Source organism: Psychrobacter sp. T6-5, assembly GCF_052258485.2.
Taxonomy (GTDB): domain Bacteria; phylum Pseudomonadota; class Gammaproteobacteria; order Pseudomonadales; family Moraxellaceae; genus Psychrobacter.
The window spans coordinates 2,281,189-2,298,427 of the sequence record NZ_JBQQEY020000001.1; the positions used below are offsets into that span (position 1 = coordinate 2,281,189).

Here is a 17,239-nt window from a genome sequence, read left to right on the forward strand (position 1 = left end):
GTGCGCTGAGTTAGCACTGTCTCTCAATAGTGCTTTTTAATAAAATATCTTACTTATCAGCATCGCTATTTTTATTTTTTGCTTCGGCTTTGGTATTGTCTTTAGCGCTGTTACTTGAGTTTTTCATATGAGCGGTAAGCGCAGCATTGCTATGATCATGCGCCATCACAAACTCAACATCACTACGGAATCCCGCTTCCATCAGATGTAGCGCGACGCCTAGTGCTGCTTTATCTTCATAAATCACGGCATAGAGCGCATGGGTAATAGGCATATAGATGCCCGCTTTGGTGGCTTTTTCGTGGACCTGCTGAATGGTATTGACCCCTTCAGCAGTTTGACCCAGCTTTTTGACTGCGGCATCAATACTCATGCCGCGACCGAGCATATTACCAATACGATAGTTGCGGCTTAGCTCTGAGCTACAAGTGGCATATAGATCCCCCACTCCTGACAAACCTAAAAAGGTCAGCGGATTGGCCCCCTCTTCAACACCGAAACGACTCATTTCTGCCAAGGCACGAGTAAGGATCATTGCTTTGGTATTTTCACCCACTTCATAAGCAGCTGCCATACCCATGGCGATGGCATAGATGTTTTTGAGCGCGCCGCCAAGCTCGACACCGCGTACATCATCACTCGCGAACACTCTAAAGAAGGCACTGTGTAAGGCCGCTTGTACCGCATGACGCAATGGCTCAGACTCACTTGCAATCACCGTGGCAGACGGCATGTTTTTCATGATTTCTATGGCAAGGTTTGGCCCTGACATGACACCGAAATTCACTTCAGGCAACACTTCTTTAATAATGTCGCTCATCATGGCAAAGGTATCTTTCTCCATTCCTTTGGTCAACGATACGATAGACTGCCCGCTGATCAAAGGCGCAATGTTTTTTACCGTTTCGCGAAAAGCCAAGCCCGGCACAGCGATAAAAATAATATCTTTGTCTTTGACGGTAGCCGCCAGATCATGACTGTATTTCAGACGGTCATCAAGCTTGTAGCCAGGCAGATATTTTTTATTGGTCTGATTTTTTGCCATCGCTTTTACAGTACGTTTATTACGTACCCACAGCGTAGCATCGCAGCCATTACGCGCAGCCAAATTTGCCATTGCCGTACCAAAGCTACCACCACCTAAAAACGCCAAACGCAGCTTGGTAGGATTGCTGTGAATCTCTGCCATGTCTTTTGCGACTGCTGATTCAACTGGACTGGGCGTTGATTTTTTACGACCGATGCCTGACTTACTTGCACGCTCTAAGATACCTGCCAACATACCGTTTTGTTTTTCAGACGTATTGTTGCCCGCCTCATTGTTAGCGCTGTTGTTATCTTTATTGCTATCGTTAGGACTTGTCATGTTCTTTTATCCATGTTGACTGACTTATTCTCAATAGGAGCTACTGTTCCCAGATATTTCCGATACTCGGGCCCGCGGTCTTTTTGAGGTAATAATTTTACCAAGAGACAACACCGAGTCAAATTATGACTCGAAGCGTACTAACGGCTCGATATCAATAGGTTTGCGTTTGGATTCATCTTTTGGACTAGTGCCAGTATAAACAAAAGCGGTCACATAATCATCTGGACCCACATCAAAATAGGCTTTTACCGCAGGCTCGTTACATAACAGCCCAGTACGCCAAACTGTACTAAATCCCTGAGCTTTGAGTGCCAGTATCAAATTTTGCACAGCAGCACCCGCACTTAGCATTTGCTCAAAGGGTGGCACTTTTTTATGTTCTTGCATTTGCGTCACGACCGTTATGATAACAGGCGCTCGGAGCGGCATGGTATGGGTTTTTTTGATAGTTTTCTCAGACAACTCTTCGCCATCTTTGAGCGCTTTTTCTTTTACTGCGGCTACCAAAGCATTACCTAGCTCATGACGTGCCTCTCCTTGCGTCACAATAAAGCGCCATGGACGCAGTTTTTTGTGATCGGGCGCTGTCGCTGCACACTCAATAGCAGACTCGATTTGATCCCGCGTTGGGGCTGGTGCATCCAAATTACCCATGCTGCGTCTTGAGTTAATCCAACCAATCAGCTCTTCACTGCTAGCTGAGACATCATTTGCGGCTACATTCTTAACAGGCAGTTTATTGTCCTGTGGCGCTTGGTTATTTTCATCTGTTGTAGTCATTGTCTGTCCTTATTTATTATTATTTATTTCTTTTTACGAACTACTTTTAAATTTGCTACTTGTCATTGAAAAGACTAAGTACCGAATACTAAAAAACATTTGAGCTCTAGCAATACCGTTTTAAAAAACATCAACTATGCAGCATCTTCGACACGGTGATCCATGCGTAGATAGTCTTCTGATTGCATCTCAAGCAAGCGCGAACGGGTACGTTCAATCTCAAACGCTAGCTTTTCCCCTTGATACAAGTCCAAAATCGATTGCTCTGCGCGTACCAACAGTTTTACACGGCGATCATAAAACTCATCGACCAGATAAATAAAACGGCGCGTTGGATCACGCAAATCATCATTTAAGGCGGGTACTGAATCAACTAATACCGTGCTGAATTGTTTTGCAAGCTCAATAAAATCGGATGCCGAGCGCGGCGCCATGCATAAATGTCGAAAATCGCAAAACAAGATATCTTCGGTACGCGCGTTGACTTTGACTTCGCGGCCATTGATAGTAATTGGCTCATTGCTGATTTTTTGATTATTGGACAAGCTGGCAAAACGGTTGGCTAACCAATGATGATTGGCTTTAGTCATTGGTGATTCATACAATTCTGCTTGCTGAAGCACGCGCAGACGATAATCAATACCGGAGTCGATATTCATCACTGTCGTATGGCTCTCAACCTCTGCAATGGCTGGTAAAAAACGGTCACGGTGCAAACCATCTTTGTATAAACCAGATGGCTCAATGTTTGACGTAGCGACCAAGGTAATGCCGCGATTAAACAGCATGGTAAATAAATCACCCAAAATCATGGCATCAGAGACGTTAGAGACAAAAAACTCATCAAAACAGATAATGACCGCTTCTTTATAAATAATATCGGCGACTTTTTCGAGTGGATCACTTTCGCCTTGCAGTTTATTCAACTCTTGATGAACACGCTGCATAAAATGATGGAAATGCAGACGCATTTTGCGCTCAATGGTCAATGAATCATAAAACATATCCATCATCCACGTTTTGCCACGGCCTACACCGCCCCACATATATAATCCAGTTGGCGCGACAGGCTTGGATTTCAAAAATCCAAAGAATCCTTTCTTTTGCGGCGCGCTATTGATGAGCTGATGGTAGATCTCATCAAGATAACTCATGGCCTGAAACTGCTGCTCATCCCGAGTAAACTCATCTGTACTGACGGCTTTATCGTAACGTTGCAATGGAGATAAACTCATAATACGACTCATCGTTGGATTAAATAAATATCAAAATATTGGAGTGGCTAATTGCTACCCTAAAACATGAATTAGCGGTTAGGGTTAAAACTATGCGTTACTATGCGTTTCTAATAACTTTTTGAGCTCTGACAAGCGACCGTGAAAAAAGTGACCGGCACCATCGACGACGCTTACTACAATTCCTAAGCGATCTGCAAATGCCTGCATATTTTCAGGCGCGATTACTTCATCCGCATTGCCATAGATCTCAAAGGTTTTATCCGCAGGCAAATCGATATCGCTGCTGTCATTTTTTTCGACTGAGGGTGCGATAAGCGCGATTTTTGACACGTCAAAATCATCCAACCCCCATATATGCGCGGCTTCAAGTACTTGCTCAGCCACGCGGGCCGTGACATACCCACCAAAAGAAAAACCGCCCAGCCATAGCTTTCGGGCATTGGTTTGTTCAGCAATCCATTGTAGCACGGTCATTGCATCGACCACTTCACCTTCCGCATAATCATGCTCGCCTGTCGATTGACCAACGCCTCGAAAGTTAAAACGCACCACATGCATGCCATTGTCACGGGCAAAGCGGTACATAGTCGTGACCACTTTATTGTTCATTGTCCCATCGAACAACGGATTGGGATGGCACAGCAGCGCGACGGTATCCGTATTTGGGTCATTAGGATTGTCATTTTGCCATAGTGCGTCGACCTCGAGCACACCAGCAGGAGCAGGAATCAATTGCATAGTATTACTTATTAATAAAAATGAATGGCTCAATTATCCTAGATATGATTTTTATTTCAAGTGATTTGCTGTGTACGGGTGCGACTTGTTTTATTTTGGGCCAAAATTAATGCTCAGCAGCTGAGTATATTATTTATTTAAGCACGCTTTGCTTGTCATAGATTGGATAGGCAATACTGCTGCAATACCGCACACAATAAGCGTCTAGACAGGTAATATCTAGATACGCTACATTTATGAAGTTTTGCCTATCGCTAAGATGTTCTATTTATATACATTAGGAATTATTTATGAATACCTTTAACAAAACTGCCAGTTTAGGTGCAATATTGGCCGGTGCGCTTGCTTTAAGCGCTTGTCAAAGCACGCCATCATCGCCAGTGATACAACGCGCCAACTCTATTTATGAGACCACTGGCATCGCCGATAGCAAAGTCAAAGCACAGCAAAATGCAATTGATAGTGCGCAAAAAACCTGTCGAAGCAAACAAGTCATTATCGTTGATGACAATGTCAAATATAATGGTATCTTAAATGAACGTACTGGCCGTATGGTTGGACAAGTGGGCTCCGTGGTCGGCTCAATCTTTGGCACGGGTACGCCAGATTTGTCACGCAATGATGATTATGAGTATAAGATCAACTTTCGTTGCCAGTAACTCTCTATCAGCAACTCTCTAAATGAGCGACGCCATTTGCGTTTCTCTAGCATCACCTGACATACTGTGATTTATGAAATAGCCAACAAGCTGCGATATAGATAATATATCAGTCAAAGCTTGTTGGCTTTGCTTTTTGTGTGCGCCCTTTTGGGTTAAACTATCCGCTATCGTATTCAGCACCTCCGCATCAGTCTTTATATTTATATTATCTTTGGTCTCATATCATGCGCAAACCCAATCTTTCAAATATCAAACAGGCCAAAGTACTCGCACCTGCCAAAGATTTGGCCACTCTAGAGGCCGAACTCGCTGAGCAAGAAGACCAGCTAGAAGATACCGTTTTACGCCTTAGTGACTATTTATCCGCGGTTGAGATGGTCATCAAACAAACCTTTGACCACCGGGTCTGGGTAAAAGCAGAAATCCGTAACTTATCTAGCAAGGGTGGTCACTATTATTTTGAATTGGCAGAAAAAGACGATGATGGCAAAGTAGTCGCCAGCTGCCGCGGCAATCTATGGCGATTTAAAGCGGCTCGCGTATTAGCCAAGTTTGAGCGCGCGACTGGTATGCCGCTTGAGCGTGATTTGACCGTACTCCTCAAAGTATCGGCAGGATTCCATGCCCAGTATGGCTTTTCAATCACGATTGAAGATATCGATCCCAGCTATACGCTAGGCGATTTGGCACGGCAGTATGCAGAAATGGTCGATCGCTTAACAGGCGAAGGGCTATTGCATCTCAATCAGCAGCTGCCTGCTCCTTTTGATATCGAGCATGTGCTGGTCATCGCCCCTGAAAAGGCGGCCGGATTGGGTGATTTTCAAGCAGATGCGGATCGCTTAGCCAGTACAGGTGCTTGTCATTTCCACTACCATAATGCGACTTTTCAAGGCAATCATGCGCCCGCTGAAATCCGTCAAGCCATCGTTAATGCACAGCAGCAGTTTTACGACACTTATCGGCGTTTGCCTGATTTATTGGTCATTATTCGTGGTGGCGGTGCGGTTGGTGATTTGGCTTATCTTAATGATTATGAGCTGGCAGCGTTGGTTGCTGAGCAGCCTGTGCCTATCTGGGTGGGTATCGGTCATGAGCGTGACAAAGTTATTTTAGATGAAGTGGCGCATACCAGCTTTGATACGCCCTCAAAAGTGATTGCCGCTATCCATAGCCATTTAGCCCAGCTCGTCACTCAGACACTACAATATCAAGCGCAAATCAAGCAAGCCGCTCAGCGCCAACTCAATACTGCTGAGCAACAAACTGTGCGCCAGTTGAGCCAAATACAGTCGCAAACTATCGGTCAGCTAACGGCTTTGCAAAAAGACAGTGACTATGCATGGCGCAGCATTCAACAAAGTGCCCAGCGTCAAGTAAAGCAAGCAGTCAGACTAACAGCTGAGCGATATACGCAAACGCAAACCTTAGCGCATCAACAACTAACGAAAGCCGTGACCAATAGCAAAAGTCATCAAGAATCGATTATGCAAAACGCGCAGCAGCAAATCATACAAGCACAGCGCGATAGCGAGCACCTACGTGATATTGTGCTATTACATCGACCATCTCGCGTGCTTAAGCAAGGCTATGCCATGCTAACGGATGCCAAAAAAAACCAAACACTCACGAGCAGCACCCAATTGTATCCTGAGCAAACCGTCCATATTATTCTAAAAGATGGTAGCGCAGCAGCACAGATTATAGATGTCAATATAGATAAGAAAGTGACAGAAATCTCAGACATGCCCATTTAATTACATAATAATTATCTAAAAATTACTTATCTACTTACCTTTAAAAATTAGGAAATTTTATGACAACCCCGACTCGCAGACGCAAAAAAGCCGCCCCAAAAACCTTTAAGGCGGCCTATGATATTTTAAAAACCAATGCAGCTGAACTACAGCAGCAAGACGAGCCTGATATTGATAATCTGATGACCACGGTTGAAGAGTCTATTGCCGCTTACCGCGTGTGCGAAACCCGTATTAATGCGGTACAACAAGCGTTGGATGCAGCCTTTGCCGAAGAAAAATCTACTAGCAGCATTGATAGTTAGTTTACTCTGGCTCATCAACCTCAAATACTTGACGAAGATAGGCAAGATACGTGTCATTATTGATCATGGTCTTGCCTGGGCTATCGGATAGCTTGGCGACTGGCTGACCATTGCACTCCACTAATTTGAGCACGATATTGATCGGTGTAATGCCCATATCATTGGTCAAATTGGTACCGATACCAAAGCTGGTTCTGATACGACTTTTAAAGTATTGATGCAGCTCCCACGCTTTTTCTAAATCTAGCCCGTCACTAAAGGTCAAAATCTTGGTCTTTGGGTCTATCTTCAATTTTTCGTAATGTGCCACTGCCTTATCACCCCAGATATAAGGGTCACCACTATCGTGACGCAGCCCATCGAACAGCTTGGCAAAATACAAATCAAAGTCACGCAAGAACGCATCCATACCGACCACGTCTGTCAATGCAATACCCAAATCGCCACGATACTCATGCACCCATGCTTCAAGCGCGGCCTTTTGTGAATCACGCAAACGCACATCTAATGCCTGAAATGCCTGCATAAACTCATGTGCCATCGTGCCTATCGGAGTCATTCCTAGCTGTTTTGCCAGATATACATTGGATGTACCGCCCACGATTTTTGACTCAGCCTTGTGTAGTGTCTCCACCACGTGTGCCTGCCAGCGTTTACTAAAGCGTCGACGTGTCCCAAAATCAGCGACAATAAACGGCGGTATATCACGCCCATACTTTGCCTGCTCTAGGGCATATTGATGCAGCAGTGTCACTTTTTCGTCAAGGCGACGTTGCCCTTCTTCAATCACACTATCGTTCGATAACGCATTAAAATAAAGCTCATTGACGATAGCCAGCACAAATACTTCAAAGAACATTGCCTGAATCATCGGCCCTTCGATGTCGATAGATAAACGACCTTTCTCATCGGTACTGACTGTAATAAACCGGCGTTTTAACTTAAATAACTCAAGGTAATCGACAAAGTCTGAACGCATAAAGCGCAAACCACGTAGGTAGTCCAGCTCATCCGGCAAAAAACGCAGCTCACACAGGCTGTCTAGTTGCTGCTCTAGATCTTTTTGAATATCGGCCAATGGATAGGCCGACTCTTTATTATTGCGGCAGCGAAAACGATACACGCCATGTGTCTGTGGAAACTGATGCAGCATGGCTTGTAACATCGTAAATTTGTACAAATCATTATCAAGCAGTGAGGTAATAATGGGTGAATAGGTAGCAGTCATGCTATGGCCTTAAAAGTGCAGAAATGAGAAACAAGTGTCACCGAAACAACCAAGCGACCTTATGTCTGAATAATAAGTGATATCTGGTTAATAAATAATAGACACTCATAGAGTGTGCATCACCAATAAACCATCAAGTATAACGAAGTTTGGGGTTTATTTCAGAATTCGCGTTAGATTGCAGCAAAATTCGTACAACTAGCGAAAATGACAATCAAATATCTAATAGCTACATGAAACAAAAAAGACGCTAAGATTGAACTTAACGTCTTTTTTGTTTATTCAAAGGTGGCAATAAAACGACTATGATTTGACCAGTTTTACCAATGGTGCATAGCCTGATTGCGGCATCACACTAACTGGGATGAACTGTAGCGCCCCGCCATTGATACAATAACGCAGACCACCACGGTCTTTTGGACCGTCAGGAAAGACATGACCCAGATGCGAGTCAGCCACGCGGGAACGAACTTCAGTACGTACCATATTAAAGGTATTATCCTGATGCTGGGTAATCACTTGCATATCGATGGGCTTAGTAAAGCTTGGCCAGCCGCATCCTGATTGGTATTTATCAGTCGACAAAAACAACGGCTCACCACTGACCACATCAACATAAATACCAGGCGCAAATAAATCATCATATTCATGACTAAAGGCACGCTCCGTCCCAGCCTCTTGCGTGATATTGTACTGCGCTTTGGTCAATGTGTTCTTTAGCGCATCTTTGTCAAACTTAGCATAGCGCTTGGGATCTAACGTCTCAGCGACCGTATTAGCTGGTGCAAGTTTGGTACGAGCTGCCCCTTCAGGCTTATCATCAGCAAGACTCAAATCAATATGACAATAGCCGTTGGGATTTTTTGCTAGATAATCTTGATGATACATTTCAGCCAAATAGAAATTATCTAAGGGCTCGTTCTCGACCACGACTTTTTGCTCGTATTTGCTTTGTACACGCTTGAGCGCAGCATCAATCACGGCTTTATCTTCTTTGTCGGTGTAGTACACACCTGAGCGATACTGCACACCGCGATCATTGCCTTGCTTATTTAAGCTCGTTGGATCAACCACTCGAAAATAGTATTTTAAGATGGTATCGAGGTCTGTTTTGTCCGCATCATAGGTGACTTTTACGGTTTCTGCATGCCCTGAGCCACGAATGACTTGCTCATAGCTTGGGTTGGCTGTATCGCCATTGGCGTAACCTGATACGGCATCAACAACCCCTTCGACGCGCTCCATATAAGCTTCAACACCCCAAAAACAGCCCCCTGCAAGGTAGATTGAGCGTGTGTTGATTGGTTTGCCGGTTTCATTGTAATACACACCATCTTTTTGCTTGATGGTTTCGACTTTATTGTTATCTGATGCTTGTGCATTGGCAGGTTTGGCGTTACCTGCTTTGAGCTCAGCGAAGCCATTATCTGCATTTTCGGCAAGTGCGTAAGCCTGCTCTGCTGATATATTACCTTTTACCAAGTGTACCAAGTTGCCATTTTTATCGAGGATAGCCCAGCTTGGATAAACTTGTACGCCAAGCTTATTGATGAGTTCACCTGAGGGGTCAGTCAAGACAGGCAAGTTTGGGTAGTCAGATTGTACGCCCGCATACCAAGTACTAAACTCACCATCAGCTTTTTCATTAAGATGACCGGGGCTGGCGACTGTCACCACGTTTAAGCCTGAAAATTTAGGATCAGTGCGCCACGTCTCAGTCTCCTCTAACGTTCCCAAGCATAGCGGACACCAGCTCGCCCAAAATTTTACCAAGGTCGGCTTATTAGGATCAATCACTGCCGCACCTGTGTCGCCTAAGCCTTTTGTTAGCTGCGGCAATGCTTGCATTTGTTTGAGCATATCAGAAGGCAACATGTCACGCGAGCTGGTGACGCCAGTATTTTGACTACCTGATTTGGTACTGCTGCTTGCGCTGCTTTCTGCATTGCTCATCTGGCCACAGGCGACTAATATGCCTGCACTTAGCACTGTCGTCATGCTAAAGGCGCTAACGTTTTTTAGCCAGCTTGATGAGCGAGGTTTCTTAATTTCTTCATGATTACTATTTTTGTGATTGTTTTTATATGACATGACGTGTCCTTGTTACGGATGGTGCGAGTTTTGGCAACCATGAGCGATAAATAGCTCAGAATTCTATTATGAGGGAACTTAAGTTAAAGAGATAAGACTTTGAAAAATAGTGGAGACACAGTGTTTCGGATCGTTGAGACGCATTAGTTTGTCTTAATAGTATACAACGCTATTGGAGCCTACTTTAATAGTAAGCTGTCGATAGCTACACTTATTTAACAGGATAGTAAGAGTCCTGATATAGAGGGCGTTTCAATACAATAATCAGTGCATATCAAGCTTTTGCACTCATAAATTGCTCAACATAGTCATCGGCAGGATTGTGCCTTAAGTCGCTTGGCGTTCCTGTCTGTATTAAGCGTCCACCATTTAATATACTGATACGCTGACCAACTTTGACTGCCTCATCAATATCATGGGTGATAAAAACAATGGTTTTATTGAGTCGATCTTGCAATGCAAGCAGTTGATCTTGCAACTGGGCGCGGATGAGTGGATCAAGCGCAGAGAACGCCTCATCCATTAATAAGATGGGATTGTCCGTTGCTAAGGCTCGAGCCAGCCCAACTCGCTGCTGCATACCGCCTGATAGCTCATCAGGATAACTGTGCTCTAAATTGGTAAGGCCCACTTCATTGAGCCAGTGACGCGCGACCTCATGACGCTCGCTCACACTCATTTTACGGACACGCAGACCATAAGCAACATTTTGGATGACTGTCATGTGCGGCACTAAGCCGAAATGCTGGAAAACCATGCTGACTGTTTGCTGGCGGTAGTGCTGCAACTGTTTATCATTGAGTTCTAAAATATTAATAGCGTTAGATGAGCGTTTGTCTACTGGCACAGTGTTTGCCTGCGGATTATCCTTGGCGTGCATTTTGGTATTGACCGTAGTATTAACCCATATCTCACCGCTGGTTGGATCAATCAAGCGATTGAGATGACGTATCAAGGTCGACTTACCAGAGCCTGACAACCCCATGATGCAATGTAGCTCGCCTGCCTTGATATCCAAGTTGATATCGTAGAGACCCACCGAGTAGCCCGTTTGTTCTTTGACCGCAACGCTATCCATACCCTCAGCCAATAATGTCAATGCAGACTGGGCTTGCGTACTATTGGCATTATAGATTTTACTGATATTTTTTAGCTGGATATGATTCATCATTACTCTCACTATTTGCCTAATTTTTTATGCTGACTTTACTCATTGACTACTGGACGCATTACTACCCAATCGGACGCCTGCCTGCTTTGATCGTTTTTTGACGAGCACGCTTCCCTTGACCAAAGGCTTGAGTAATGCGGTCAATGATAATGGCGACGATAACGATAGCCGTACCTGCTTGTAAGCCCTGCCCAATATTAAGCGTTTGGATAGATTGCAAGACATCTTCACCAAGGCCCGGGGCCCCAATCATCGACGCCAGTACTACCATGGCAAGCGACATCATCACCGCTTGGTTAATACCTGCCATGATACTAGGCAGTGCTTGTGGCAGTTTGATCCAAATAAGTAGCTGTAAATGCGTACTACCAAAAGAGCGTCCTGCTTCGACCATTTCATGATTAACTTGGGTAATACCCAACGTTGTCAGGCGAATCAGTGGTGGCAGCGCATAGATAACCGTTGCAAAGAGTGCAGGCACTTTACCAATACCAAACAGCATTAGCACCGGTATGAGATACACAAAGCTTGGCATCGTCTGCATTACATCGAGTACTGGCGTCACAATCTTGCGCAGAAGCTTACTGCCTGACATGGCAATACCGATAGGAATACCGATCACCACCGTGACCAATACTGACACGATGAGTAACGCCAAGGTATCAATCAGCGCGCCCCATAATCCAAAAGCACCAATCAAAAACAGCCCCGCACCGCATGCCAACGCGAACCAAATCTTGCGTACACCAAACCATGCAAGCACCGTCACAAACGCGATAATGAGCCAAGGTGGAATAATCGTTAATAATCGCTCAATGGGTAAGAGCAAGTACGTAAGTGTCACCGTGCTAATAGTGCGAAATACGTCTCCATAGTTTTGGACGACGCTTGATAACGCATTGTTGAGCGGAGTCTCAAGCGACCATGAAGGGAAGCTGGATGAGAGTGCTGACTGATCACTACTAGAGGCAGCTGGATCAGCACTGATAACAGCACCGTTTAAGCTAATGCCGAGCTTAGTCGCAAGATTAGTGGCAGCGTCTTCAGACAACCATCCTTTCCAAACATTTGGGTTATCACGCAAAAATACCAACGCTTGCTCATCGCCACTACGCTTCGTTTCACTCATCTCTAAGATTGCACCGTTCAGCTCATCAGGCGTAAACTGTACCTTTTTGAAGACCTCTGCTAGCTCAGGGTTGGATTTGATAAATGGGGTAGATACTGCGATACCTAGCGGCGATACTGGAAAGCCAGACACACAATCAGATGTACCGTCAGCGAGTAATAGGTCTTGCCAGCAGGCATCTTTGTGATCCGGGAACTCCAAAGCAGCAAAGTCATACTTTGCCATTAGGCCCGTCGGCTGCCAGTAATAAAACAATAGTGGCTTGTGCTGCTCAAAAGCGGAGGCAATTTCGGCATCGAGCGCAGCGCCCGTACCGGGATGAGCATTGTTAAAAATACTACCCAGCCCCGTATTTTTTAGCAGACGCGTATTAAATATCTCACAGGTCCAGCCAGAGGGACAGTTCATAAAGCGAGATTTGTTCGGATCTTCAGGGTCTGTAAACAACGAGGCATATTTAGGCAAGTCTTGATAGCTGCGCAGTCCTGGGTTTTCTTCCAACACGTATTTTGGGACATACCAGCCTTGAGTCGCGCCGCCTTTGAGCGTATCGCCAATGACGGCCACTTTGTTCTGCTCGATGGCATCTTCCATGATTGGCGAGCGTCCAATCCACTGCTCACCGATGATCTGAATATCGTTTTGTGACAATGCGGTCTCAAGCGCAGGCCCTGCTCCTGGCACTTCTTCCACCGTACAGCCGTAACCATCTTCAGCAATGTACTTAAGCACCCCAGAGGTAAACTGTCCGCTCTCCCACGTCAGTGCGCCAAACTTGATCGGTGACTCACAAGCTGCGGATGCTGATACAGGCAGCAACAACGCGCTCATACACAGTAAGCTTAATGCAATCCATTGGCGCATGTTCTGTCCTATTTATTGTTTTGTACTGGCATCAGAGAAGTATCAAAACTACAGAGCTTCACGATGCCATATTGACTCACAACATCTATGAATCATCTACTGTTGTTTAGACTTACTACAAAGTGTAGCGACTTATAGGAGTAATAACAAATGCTTATTTGTCGATTGCTGAGATGATTGAACCTCAGGCCATGCAGATATAAACGCTATCATTAATAGATCTTTTCCCAATGCTAACCTTTGATTTTTTGGCAAAAAAATAGCACCTATTTTGATAGATGCTACAGATATAGGTACTATAGATTATGGTATCGAATGAAGAGAGTTCAAAATCAATTTTTGAATAACTCCCATAGAGCAATTATTTCAAGAACAATGCCATCGCCTTTTTAAACAGCCCACCATAAGGCGGCAATAAGAAATTGAGACCATTTAGCTTGGTCTGTACAAAGATAGGTTTCATATGGCTCAAGCGCTCAAAGCCCGCTTTGCCATGGTATGCACCCGTACCAGAGTCACCTACCCCACCAAACGGTAAGTCATGCTGGGCGACATGCATGATGACTTCATTGATACATAGACCACCAGAGACCGTATTGTTACGCACGTTTTCGATGCTGCTATAGTTGTCACTAAAGACATATAGCGCCAGTGGTCGTGGACGCGAGTTCACAAAATAGATCGCATCGTCGAGTGTCTCATAGTGCATCAGCGGCAAAATCGGGGCAAAAATCTCATTTTGCATCAGATCGCTATCAGGCGCAGGCTCGCTCACAATCACAGGTGGCATCAGACGCGTTTCTATATTGGGCTCAACCGCAGTCAGTGCGTGTATCTCATCACCTGTTAGCGCATCTAGGTAGCCCTTAACCCGTTTAAACTGCTCACCATTGATAATGCGTGAATAGTCTGGATTGTTTTCGATATTGGGATAGTGCTTGGCCATCCACTCTTTTGCTAAATGGATAAACTGGTCATGATATTGACGCTGAATCAATACATAATCTGGGGCAATACACGTTTGACCTGCATTTAGTGTTTTGCCCATCATGACACGGTTGACCACCGACTCTAGATTGGCATCATCCAATACAATCACCGGTGACTTACCGCCAAGCTCAAGCGTCACTGGTGTCAAGTTAGGCGCGGCGGCAGCCATCACTTTTTTGCCTACAACAGTTGAACCCGTGTATAGCAAGTGGTCAAATGGCAACTCACTAAAGGCGGCAGCAATATCAACCTCGCCCAGTACCACACAGATCATATCTGGCGAAAAATAACGAGAAATGGCATCAGCGAATGTCTGAGCAAACTGCGGCGCGGCTTCGCTCATTTTGACCATGATTCGGTTGCCCGCGGTGATTGCATCAATCATCGGACCAATGGCTAAAAACAGCGGATAGTTCCACGGCACCATAATGCCGACCACACCCAATGGCTGCGGCTGAATCTCATTGTGAGCTGGCATATACAGTGCTGAAATAGGCGCGCGATGTGCTTTCATCCACTTTTTGCCGTGTTTTTTGGCGTGACTGATACCTGTGAAGCTCGGAAACAGCTCAGCAAACTGAGTCTCTGATTGGCTACGATATCCAAAGTCTGCGCTGATTGCTTTTGCAAAGCTCTCTTGATTGTCGCTCAGCATCACTTCTAGATTATCTAGCTGAGTCTCACGAGTGCCCCAGTCATTGATCGGCCGCGTACGGCTCAATGTTTGTAGACGTGAGAATTGAGATTTCATCTCATCGATGGTTTTTGCGGTACTCAGTGCTTCAGGCATACGCTGCAGCGCAAAACTTGCATCGGTTGGTGCGTGCTCATGGGCGTGTTGGTTGCTATCTGTCATTTGTCTTCCTTGTCGTAGTCACATGTACTCATATGTCGTGTAGTCACTACATTATATTGGGTTATAGGCGCTATCTTTCTAGTCAGGTGCGCGCTTTAATAACCTGCCCTGACTGTCAATTTCATCAGATTCCATTCATTATACTTTAATGTAGCGCATCAACTGTGCAATGAACAGCTCCTTTCACTGACTGCTGCGTTTGTAATCGCCTACTAAAGCCATGATATTAAAATGGTTTTACTTTTTTCTAGTGCGTTTTCTATTGGTACTTATATGCCAAATCCGATGCTAGACTGCAGATAAACTTTGGGCGATAGATGCCAAAACTGCTACACTACCTATCGACATTATCTATCTTTAAACCAGACAATAATAAGACAGACACGCTCATGCAAAACGACACACAACCGCTCAATGACATGCTGATCAGTAAATCTCTGTCAGCAGCCGATTATGTTCCCACTCTCGATGCCATGCTGTCACGCACTCTCGAACGTATCGATCTAAAAAAGCAGCAAGGACTGCGCACGCCTGATGAGTTATGGATCGTTGATCATAACGATGTCTATACGCTTGGACAAGCAGGCAAAGAAGAACACATATTGCAGCGCACCGACACGCCTATCATCAAGACCGATCGCGGTGGTCAGGTAACTTGGCATGGTCACGGACAGCTGGTCCTTTATTGGTTGTTTGACTTAAACAGTTTGGGCTGGAGTGTGCGCCATCTGGTCTCCCACGCTGAGCAAGCGATCGAAGACGTCGTTAATGACTGTCTGCATAGCTCGCCATCTAGTCGTGACAATATCAGTGCTCATGCCCGCCGTGATGCACCTGGTGTTTACATGTATTCTGACCCCACTGTAGCGGATGACAGTAGCAAGGCTAATAGCAACTCGCTAAATGACAAATCTCTTGATAACAAGATTATGCTTGGAAAAATAGCGTCGTTGGGCTTCAAGATTAAGCATGGCTTTAGCTATCATGGTATCGCGATTAACTTAAACTGTGATTTGTCAGCATTCAATGCTATCAATCCTTGCGGTTACGCAGGGATGCAGATGTTGCGCCTGTCTGATTTTGTAACCATGCAGACAGATTCAGAGCAAAAAGAATCAGAAACACAAACGACTCAACAAATCAGCGACGCATTAAGCTACAAAGTCGTTACCAAAAAACTTATCGATAATATCGCCAAGCGACATGCTGGACTAATTGAATTACGAGCTATCGCGCCAAAGTGAGTTTTGTGTCCATTTTTGCATAATCTTTTTTTGCATAATATCTTGCACGCTTAGACTTAAGCATTAAGAGAAAATTTAGACCAAACTTGTTATAATCGCACCCAGTACAAATCGGGTGCGGCAAAAATTTTGCAGTATCCCCAGCTAAATCAATCATTCAAACCTCTAAAACAAAAGCAAATTGGAGTATTTCATGGCAGATTTTAATAAAATTTTGGACGCAGGCGATGTAGACGGCGGTATCATCAACGTAGTCGTAGAGATCCCAGCTGGCAGCAGCCATAAAATTGAGTGGAATCGCGAATTGGCCGTATTTGAGCTTGACCGTATTGATCCACAGATTTTTGCTAAGCCATGTAACTATGGTTTTATCCCACAAACGCTTGACGAAGATGGTGATGAGCTTGATGTATTGCTATTGACTGAACAGCCACTACCGACTGGTATCTTCCTAAAAGCAAAAGTCATCGGTGTGATGAAGTTTGTTGATGATGGCGAAGTAGATGACAAGATCGTTGTCGTACCTGCTGACGACCGTGACACAGGTAATGCTTACAACAGCCTAGAAGACCTACCAAAGCAGCTCATCAACCAACTAGAGTTCCATTTCAGCCACTATAAAGACCTGAAAAAAGCGGGCACTACTGTGGTTGAGTCTTGGGGTGATGTTGCGGAAGCGAAAGAAGTCATCAAAGAATCTATCCAACGCTGGAAAGACCTATAATTTATCAAAATTGGCATAAATGCTAATAATAGATAAATACTAAAATACCGCGATCGCAATGTGATCGCGGTATTTTTTTGTTTGAATATCGCT

At 44.8% G+C, this 17,239-nt stretch carries 14 protein-coding genes; 5 read left to right on the top strand and 9 right to left on the bottom strand.

The window, feature by feature from the left end:
- Nucleotides 1-49: 49 nt before the first annotated feature.
- The 4 genes from ACTXGK_RS24395 to ACTXGK_RS24410 form a co-directional block, all read right to left on the bottom strand.
- Nucleotides 50-1,366 carry an NAD(P)H-dependent glycerol-3-phosphate dehydrogenase gene (locus tag ACTXGK_RS24395; RefSeq protein WP_443515222.1) on the bottom strand — a complete coding sequence of 439 codons (1,317 nt, stop codon included), beginning with the start codon at nt 1,364-1,366 and terminating at the stop codon, nt 50-52.
- Between the two features lie 123 nt (nt 1,367-1,489).
- A complete protein-coding gene (locus ACTXGK_RS24400; RefSeq protein WP_371531306.1) occupies nt 1,490-2,149 on the bottom strand; it encodes a nitroreductase family protein in 660 nt (219 codons plus the stop codon).
- 134 nt (nt 2,150-2,283) lie between these two features.
- Nucleotides 2,284-3,384 (bottom strand): cell division protein ZapE, encoded by a 1,101-nt coding sequence (zapE, locus tag ACTXGK_RS24405; protein WP_443515220.1) that lies wholly within the window; start codon nt 3,382-3,384, stop codon nt 2,284-2,286.
- 90 nt (nt 3,385-3,474) lie between these two features.
- Complete coding sequence (locus ACTXGK_RS24410; RefSeq protein ID WP_443515218.1) at nt 3,475-4,125, bottom strand: alpha/beta hydrolase; 651 nt, start codon at nt 4,123-4,125, stop codon at nt 3,475-3,477.
- 290 nt (nt 4,126-4,415) lie between these two features.
- On the opposite strand from ACTXGK_RS24410, the gene ACTXGK_RS24415 reads away from it, so the two are divergent.
- From ACTXGK_RS24415 to xseB, 3 genes are all read left to right on the top strand, one after another.
- Nucleotides 4,416-4,784 carry a hypothetical protein gene (locus ACTXGK_RS24415; protein WP_443515216.1) on the top strand — a complete coding sequence of 123 codons (369 nt, stop codon included), beginning with the start codon at nt 4,416-4,418 and terminating at the stop codon, nt 4,782-4,784.
- Nucleotides 4,785-5,011: 227 nt separating this feature from the next.
- Nucleotides 5,012-6,544 (top strand): exodeoxyribonuclease VII large subunit, encoded by a 1,533-nt coding sequence (gene xseA, locus ACTXGK_RS24420; RefSeq protein ID WP_443515214.1) that lies wholly within the window; start codon nt 5,012-5,014, stop codon nt 6,542-6,544.
- A gap of 59 nt (nt 6,545-6,603) precedes the next feature.
- The gene (xseB, locus tag ACTXGK_RS24425; protein WP_443515212.1) at nt 6,604-6,849 is read left to right on the top strand and encodes an exodeoxyribonuclease VII small subunit; all 246 of its coding nucleotides are present in this window, start codon (nt 6,604-6,606) and stop codon (nt 6,847-6,849) included.
- A gap of 1 nt (nt 6,850) precedes the next feature.
- Here the strand turns inward: xseB and pncB are convergent, their stop codons facing one another.
- The 5 genes from pncB to ACTXGK_RS24450 form a co-directional block, all read right to left on the bottom strand.
- The gene (pncB, locus tag ACTXGK_RS24430; protein ID WP_443515211.1) at nt 6,851-8,077 is read right to left on the bottom strand and encodes a nicotinate phosphoribosyltransferase; all 1,227 of its coding nucleotides are present in this window, start codon (nt 8,075-8,077) and stop codon (nt 6,851-6,853) included.
- Between the two features lie 303 nt (nt 8,078-8,380).
- Nucleotides 8,381-10,126: a bifunctional peptide-methionine (S)-S-oxide reductase MsrA/peptide-methionine (R)-S-oxide reductase MsrB gene (gene msrAB / locus ACTXGK_RS24435; RefSeq protein WP_443515438.1), complete on the bottom strand. Its 1,746-nt coding sequence runs from the start codon at nt 10,124-10,126 to the stop codon at nt 8,381-8,383.
- A gap of 316 nt (nt 10,127-10,442) precedes the next feature.
- Nucleotides 10,443-11,336: an ATP-binding cassette domain-containing protein gene (locus ACTXGK_RS24440; protein WP_443515437.1), complete on the bottom strand. Its 894-nt coding sequence runs from the start codon at nt 11,334-11,336 to the stop codon at nt 10,443-10,445.
- A gap of 64 nt (nt 11,337-11,400) precedes the next feature.
- Complete coding sequence (locus ACTXGK_RS24445) at nt 11,401-13,332, bottom strand: glycine betaine ABC transporter substrate-binding protein (protein ID WP_443515209.1); 1,932 nt, start codon at nt 13,330-13,332, stop codon at nt 11,401-11,403.
- Nucleotides 13,333-13,693: 361 nt separating this feature from the next.
- Nucleotides 13,694-15,178, bottom strand: a complete 1,485-nt coding sequence (locus ACTXGK_RS24450) for a coniferyl aldehyde dehydrogenase (protein ID WP_443515207.1) — start codon at nt 15,176-15,178, stop codon at nt 13,694-13,696.
- 389 nt (nt 15,179-15,567) lie between these two features.
- Here ACTXGK_RS24450 and lipB point away from each other — a divergent pair, with 389 nt between their 5' ends.
- Nucleotides 15,568-16,422 carry a lipoyl(octanoyl) transferase LipB gene (lipB, locus tag ACTXGK_RS24455; protein WP_443515435.1) on the top strand — a complete coding sequence of 285 codons (855 nt, stop codon included), beginning with the start codon at nt 15,568-15,570 and terminating at the stop codon, nt 16,420-16,422.
- A gap of 193 nt (nt 16,423-16,615) precedes the next feature.
- Nucleotides 16,616-17,146, top strand: coding sequence for an inorganic diphosphatase (locus tag ACTXGK_RS24460; RefSeq protein WP_057759479.1), 531 nt, complete (start codon nt 16,616-16,618; stop codon nt 17,144-17,146).
- Nucleotides 17,147-17,239 lie beyond the last annotated feature (93 nt).

Bases quoted from the DNA above. Each gene is read 5' to 3' on its own strand.
- ACTXGK_RS24395 (WP_443515222.1), bottom strand. From the start codon at position 1,366: ATGACAAGTCCTAACGATAGCAATAAAGATAACAACAGCGCTAACAAT.
- ACTXGK_RS24400 (WP_371531306.1), bottom strand. From the start codon at position 2,149: ATGACTACAACAGATGAAAATAACCAAGCGCCACAGGACAATAAACTG.
- zapE (WP_443515220.1), bottom strand. From the start codon at position 3,384: ATGAGTTTATCTCCATTGCAACGTTACGATAAAGCCGTCAGTACAGAT.
- ACTXGK_RS24410 (WP_443515218.1), bottom strand. From the start codon at position 4,125: ATGCAATTGATTCCTGCTCCTGCTGGTGTGCTCGAGGTCGACGCACTA.
- ACTXGK_RS24415 (WP_443515216.1), top strand. From the start codon at position 4,416: ATGAATACCTTTAACAAAACTGCCAGTTTAGGTGCAATATTGGCCGGT.
- xseA (WP_443515214.1), top strand. From the start codon at position 5,012: ATGCGCAAACCCAATCTTTCAAATATCAAACAGGCCAAAGTACTCGCA.
- xseB (WP_443515212.1), top strand. From the start codon at position 6,604: ATGACAACCCCGACTCGCAGACGCAAAAAAGCCGCCCCAAAAACCTTT.
- pncB (WP_443515211.1), bottom strand. From the start codon at position 8,077: ATGACTGCTACCTATTCACCCATTATTACCTCACTGCTTGATAATGAT.
- ACTXGK_RS24440 (WP_443515437.1), bottom strand. From the start codon at position 11,336: ATGAATCATATCCAGCTAAAAAATATCAGTAAAATCTATAATGCCAAT.
- ACTXGK_RS24445 (WP_443515209.1), bottom strand. From the start codon at position 13,332: ATGCGCCAATGGATTGCATTAAGCTTACTGTGTATGAGCGCGTTGTTG.
- ACTXGK_RS24450 (WP_443515207.1), bottom strand. From the start codon at position 15,178: ATGACAGATAGCAACCAACACGCCCATGAGCACGCACCAACCGATGCA.
- lipB (WP_443515435.1), top strand. From the start codon at position 15,568: ATGCAAAACGACACACAACCGCTCAATGACATGCTGATCAGTAAATCT.
- ACTXGK_RS24460 (WP_057759479.1), top strand. From the start codon at position 16,616: ATGGCAGATTTTAATAAAATTTTGGACGCAGGCGATGTAGACGGCGGT.